This window comes from Nonlabens dokdonensis (genome assembly GCF_002162835.1).
Classification (GTDB): domain Bacteria; phylum Bacteroidota; class Bacteroidia; order Flavobacteriales; family Flavobacteriaceae; genus Nonlabens; species Nonlabens dokdonensis_B.
In genome coordinates this window covers 1-5,536 of the sequence record NZ_MAAX01000166.1, presented here as the reverse complement: position 1 = coordinate 5,536, position 5,536 = coordinate 1, and the positions used below count along the sequence as shown (strand labels likewise).

At 34.3% G+C, this 5,536-nt stretch carries 6 protein-coding genes; 1 reads left to right on the top strand and 5 read right to left on the bottom strand.

Going from position 1 to position 5,536, the window contains the following annotated elements:
- Window positions 1-83: 83 nt before the first annotated feature.
- The 4 genes from A9Q93_RS10850 to A9Q93_RS10835 form a co-directional block, all read right to left on the bottom strand.
- Window positions 84-857: a hypothetical protein gene (locus tag A9Q93_RS10850; RefSeq protein ID WP_303687424.1), complete on the bottom strand. Its 774-nt coding sequence runs from the start codon at window positions 855-857 to the stop codon at window positions 84-86.
- Window positions 847-1,416, bottom strand: a complete 570-nt coding sequence (locus A9Q93_RS10845) for an RNA polymerase sigma factor (protein ID WP_303687423.1) — start codon at window positions 1,414-1,416, stop codon at window positions 847-849. Before A9Q93_RS10845 ends, A9Q93_RS10850 begins: the two co-directional genes overlap by 11 nt.
- A gap of 69 nt (window positions 1,417-1,485) precedes the next feature.
- On the bottom strand, window positions 1,486-2,622 hold the full coding sequence (locus A9Q93_RS10840; RefSeq protein ID WP_303687422.1) for a glycosyl hydrolase 53 family protein: 1,137 nt from the start codon (window positions 2,620-2,622) through the stop codon (window positions 1,486-1,488).
- Window positions 2,623-2,663: 41 nt separating this feature from the next.
- A complete protein-coding gene (locus tag A9Q93_RS10835; RefSeq protein WP_303687421.1) occupies window positions 2,664-3,089 on the bottom strand; it encodes a hypothetical protein in 426 nt (141 codons plus the stop codon).
- Between the two features lie 143 nt (window positions 3,090-3,232).
- Here A9Q93_RS10835 and argS point away from each other — a divergent pair, with 143 nt between their 5' ends.
- Window positions 3,233-5,017, top strand: coding sequence for an arginine--tRNA ligase (gene argS / locus A9Q93_RS10830; RefSeq protein ID WP_303687420.1), 1,785 nt, complete (start codon window positions 3,233-3,235; stop codon window positions 5,015-5,017).
- Between the two features lie 62 nt (window positions 5,018-5,079).
- Here the strand turns inward: argS and A9Q93_RS10825 are convergent.
- Window positions 5,080-5,536: hypothetical protein (locus tag A9Q93_RS10825; protein WP_303687419.1), on the bottom strand; the 457-nt coding region annotated here is incomplete at its 5' end.

Sequence of the window (5,536 nt, the reverse complement as noted above, 5' to 3'; positions counted from 1 at the left end):
TTTTCATGAGAATTGATTTTAGATATAGTTTAGGCTGTCCGTTTTGGTAAACAGCTTGCTTTTAATAGTTTATGATTTGTTGATTATTTTTTTCCAGTTAAGGTTGCGACCGCTTCTTTCTTGAGTTTACCCAATTGGTCATATAAGTAATTATTGAATCTATTGCGTCTATCAGCCTCTATGTCCCATTCAGTTTCCCTTACTAATTGATCGATATTTAGATCTTTCGTCGCGTACTCTTTTGTTTCTACCTCCTTAATAGCTTGATTTAGCAATAGCTCCATTTCTTCTTCGGCAGTGAGTTTTTTAGGCCTTGCCTCAACTACTTCAACTGTAATCCTTGGATCAATTGAACTATCTTCTATCAAGGAATTTTCTGCACCGTGATTAAAAGCTATTGCCGTTTTATCTTTTGGATTTATGATCACTGCTCCAGTGTTTTCTACTTTATTGTCTTTTAAATTGTTATAAGTAATGATACTCTTTGATTTCTCGTTTTTCTCTTCAATTAAAGCTGCAGCTTGTTGTGAGTCATTGATGTTTTTTAATTGATCATCTTCTATATCAATTACTGGATTAACTTTAACTTTATGAACAGGAATAACTTCTGCTGGTTCAGTTTTATCGATTACAACTTCATTTGATAAGTCTTTTTTAATCACGATATCAGATGATAACATAGGATAGATGAATACACCCAAAATCAGTACAGCTGCAATAGCGCCCAGCCAAAACAGTACTGGTTTCTTACTTTTCTTTTCTTCTTGATCTAATCGCGATGCTAGTTGATCCCATGCATTTGCACTAGGTTCTATCCTGCGATTTTCAAAAGAGTTTTTTATATTATTAAGCTTCATATTGTTGCTTTCTTATTCTTAAAATTTGTTCTTGCAATTGTAATCTTGCTTTACGGTATTGGGTCTTACTCGTATTCTCACTTATTTGTAGTGCTTGGGCTATTTCCTTGTGTTTAAAGCCGTCTATGGCGTACATCACAAAAACACTCTTATAACCATCAGATAAACCATCTATACATTCTTGTATTAAATCAAGAGGTAATTCTGACTCTTCTTCTTGATCATCTTCACCACAGCCTACTTTTTCCTCGTTGATCTCATCTTTGAATCTAAATGGGTCTTTCTTCCTCAAGTGATCAATACATTCTCTGACCATTATTCTTCTTACCCAACCTTCAAAACTCCCTTGATGAGTGTAGGTATGTAATTTTGTAAAAGTTTTAAAAAAGCCGTTTAGCATTATTTCTTCAGCAGTTTCAACTGGTGAAATATATTGTCTACAAACGCTCAGCATTTTAGGTGCATGCTTCTCAAAAAGACGCTTCTGGGCTTTTCTATCGCCCTTGGTCGCTTTTTCAATAAGCTTTTTCTCGTTAGTATAAAGTTGTATCACCTTCACAATTTACATGCTTTCTATCTATAAAGACGAGAGTGTTTGTAAAAGGTTGTCTAGAAAAGTAAAATTTTTCTATTCTGCTGCAAATACTTCGATTGTAGGAGTAGCTTTATGATTAAAATCGAACGAAGCAAGGTTCTCCCAGCTGCTTCCATTCATAAAGCTTTGATCACCTAGATCATGTGCCACCCAATCGGGAGCCCAATAACAAAAGCCGATTCCTTTGTTATCTGGTAAACTTTTAAGCATTGATTTTATTTTCATCAGGAAATCCTTTTGTCCTAAGAATGATGCAGGATAATTAGGAGTTACTTGATTATTGAGACCTATGATGTTATTCAAATTATCATTCCAGTTTAAAGTAAATGGATAAGCGGTCTCTACAATCATAATTTTTTGCTCGATGCCTATTGCAAGTGAGTTCAAGTCTGTCTCTATAGTAGACATATTTGATCCGTGCCACCATGGATAATAACTTAGACCAGCAATATCAAAATCCACATTACGATTGTTCAATTGTTCAAAGAAATAACTAGCATTACTTACACCGGCGTGATGAATCATTATTTGCGTCTCAGGTAACGTGGACCGTACTGAACTTATTGCGGCATTAGTTATTTGTACATAGTTATCAAAATCTTCATTTCCATTTTCATAAATTTTACCTAGCGGCCATAATAGACCGTTGTTGGTCTCGTTGCCTATTTGAACTATATCTGGTGCTGTTCCTTGGTTTTTTAATTCGTTGATCACCTGAGTCGTATAATTGTTTACAGCGATAGATAATTCTTGAATAGTTAAACCTTGCCAGGCAGCTGGTATATTTTGTCTTCCAGGATCTGCCCAAGTGTCTGAGTAATGAAAATCTAATAGCAAATCCATTCCAGCAGCTTTAATTTTCAAAGCTTGTGTTTTCAAGTTTTGTAAATTATACTCTTGATCAATGTGATTCTCCCATAACCTTACACGTACGAGATTTACACCGCTATTGGATAAGTATGCGTAATTGTCATTTATAACTTGATTATTTTCATCTTTGTAAACTACTCCTAGAGACTCATTCTCTGGTAAAAAAGAAAGATCCATCCCACGGTAGAATAAACCTTCAGAAGGATTATCTGCCATATCATTATTTCCTTCATCCTCATTTTGAGAATCACAAGAAATAAATAGTATTAGAATAAGGAGATAAATGAGCTTTTTCTTCATTGTATAAAAATACAATAGGAATCCTATTGTATCAATGTAATTTAAAGATCATCTATATATTCAAAACCTTGGTCTGATTTAAGCTGCGATAACTTATCAAAAAAATTGTGAATGCGCTTATGATCAGCCTTTAATTTTACAAAATAATTGTCTTTATGAATACTGTATTCTTGAGCACGACCTTTGTAAATAGTAAGCTTATAGAATGGTATAGGAAGTGCAAAAGTTTCAAGCAAAGAACGGAATCTCACAATAATCCCCTTTTCCCTGATCTCTACATTGCAGGAATTCGCATTGTTGTCTAACACTAAAAGATTGTGAATTTGAATGCTACAAGAGGTAATAAACAACTTAGGAGAGCCAGATCCCTTTAACTTCCACCTTTCTTTTAAGGTAAGAACAGCACCTACTTCCTCGCTTATTTCACGATCAATTTTATTATTATTATAAGAAACATTGTACAGCATATTAATTATTTAAGGTATAAAAGGCTAGTTCTTGATTAAAAATAAAGTGAGTCACTAATATCTAAAACCTATTTAATGATTAGTTCGTTAGATTCCATAAGCCTTTCATAATACTTATCTTTGCAAGCTTAAAATTTGCAATTATGACGCTTTTTCAACAACTAGAAATCGCTACCAAAAATGCGGTATCATCTATTTTTTCCGTAACCCTAGAGAATGTAGAAATTACGCTTACGCGAAAGGATCAAAACGGAGACTTCACCATCATGGTGTTTCCTATGTTGCGTCATATCAAAGGTAATCCAGCTGTAATAGGTGAACAAATCGGGACTTATCTAAAAGAAAACACCGATTTAATTACCGAAATAGAAGTTATCAAAGGATTCTTGAATGTAAAAGTCTCCTCAAAAGCTTTCTTGGCAGATTTCAACCTCATCCTTAGTGATGAAAATTACGGTATTAAAGCTCAAGACAGTTCACAACCAGGAGTTATGGTAGAGTACAGCTCACCTAATACTAATAAACCCTTGCACCTCGGACACGTTAGAAATAACTTATTAGGTTATTCGGTGGCAAATATTATTGAAGCAACTGGCCGTAAAGTCAACAAAACCCAAATCATAAACGATCGAGGAATTCATATATGTAAATCTATGCTGGCTTGGGAACGTTATGGTAATGGAGAGACTCCAGCGTCTACAGGCTTGAAAGGTGATAAGCTAGTTGGTAATTATTATGTAAAGTTCGATCAAGAGTACAAAAAAGAAATTGCAAATCTTATCGATCAAGGATCAACCGAAGAAGCTGCAAAAAAAGAAGCTCCTTCACTAATTGCTGCCCAACAAATGCTTCAAAAGTGGGAGCAAGGAGATGAAGAAGTAGTAGCGCTTTGGAAAAAAATGAATGGTTGGGTATATGATGGTTTTGATATTACTTATAAAAATTTAGGAGTCAACTTTGATAGCTTGTATTATGAGAGTAATACTTACTTACTAGGAAAAGATGTAGTTCAACAAGGATTAGATAAAGGTGTTTTTGAAAAAGACCCAGATGGATCAGTTTGGATAGACCTAACAGAAGATGGACTAGATCGCAAAATTGTGTTGCGTAGTGATGGAACAGCCGTTTATATGACACAAGATATAGGAACAGCTATACAGCGAGTTGAAGATCATCACATAAACTCTATGGTTTATACCGTAGGAAACGAGCAAGACTACCACTTTAAAGTATTGTTTTTGATTCTTAAGAAATTAGGGTTCGATTGGGCAGAAAACTTATACCATTTAAGTTATGGAATGGTAGAACTTCCTTCTGGTAAAATGAAATCTCGAGAAGGAACAGTCGTAGATGCAGATGAGTTGATGGAAGAGATGACAGCAACTGCCAAAGAAATTGCACAAGAACAAGGCAAACTAGAAGGACTATCTGACTCAGAAAAAGAAAAGCTGTATAAGATGATAGGTCTAGGAGCTTTAAAATATTTTATGCTTAAGGTAGATCCTAAAAAAAGCATGATGTTTGATCCAGAAGAGTCGGTAGATTTTCAAGGGAATACAGGACCTTTTATTCAATACACTCATGCACGTATCAAATCTATCCTTAAAAAATCTGAATTTGATTCTAATACTTTAAAAAGCGCTTTAGATTTAGATTTAACTGATAAAGATATATCCGTAATCAAATCACTACAACAATTTACAGACGTGATTCACACTGCTGCAGATAAATACAGTCCAGCACTTGTAGCAAACTATGTTTACGAATTAGTAAAAGAATTTAACTCCTTTTATCAAAACGTTCCAAAAATTGTAGAAGAAGAAAATGCCGATTTAAAACAATTCCGTTTGTTGTTATGTTATAAAACAGCTGCAGTAGTAAAAAGTGCTTGTTCTTTAATGGGAATTAAGGTTCCCGAACAGATGTAAAGTTATTTTAACTTTATTTCTCGTGTGATTTAATGTTTTGTATAAAAGCAATTATAGAATACTTAATTAACAGGGTTTTGAACAGCACACTCGGGCTCAGTAAAATTCCAAGTCAATGGACCTAGGGACTCAATTGAAATAGAGTTGAAAATGAGCATTCTTTGATTCTGAAGCGTGTTGTTTTCTAATTTTGATATATCATAAATACCACTACCAAGAAAGTTGTCGATTTGAACTTTTGGTATTGCAGCGCCTATGTCAAAACCATAATATACAGAGTTAGCCTCACTAGTTTTAACTACAATTTCAAAATTATCACCATTAGATAGAATATTATTAGAACCTACTGGTCCGTCAAACGCGATCACAAACTTCTTCTTTTGTATCAATGCTGCGCTAGGTAATTCAACTGTCAAATAAGTGTTTGCAGCGGTATAAGTAGTTGCGGTAAGAGTTCTAATTAGTAGTATACCACCATTTGGTAGAGTGTTTAAAGCAGTAAGTGTTTGAGCTGCGGTA

Excerpts from the sequence above, each read along its gene's own strand:
- A9Q93_RS10850 (WP_303687424.1), bottom strand. The coding sequence starts at position 857 with ATGAAGCTTAATAATATAAAAAACTCTTTTGAAAATCGCAGGATAGAA.
- A9Q93_RS10835 (WP_303687421.1), bottom strand. The coding sequence starts at position 3,089 with ATGCTGTACAATGTTTCTTATAATAATAATAAAATTGATCGTGAAATA.
- A9Q93_RS10840 (WP_303687422.1), bottom strand. The coding sequence starts at position 2,622 with ATGAAGAAAAAGCTCATTTATCTCCTTATTCTAATACTATTTATTTCT.
- argS (WP_303687420.1), top strand. The coding sequence starts at position 3,233 with ATGACGCTTTTTCAACAACTAGAAATCGCTACCAAAAATGCGGTATCA.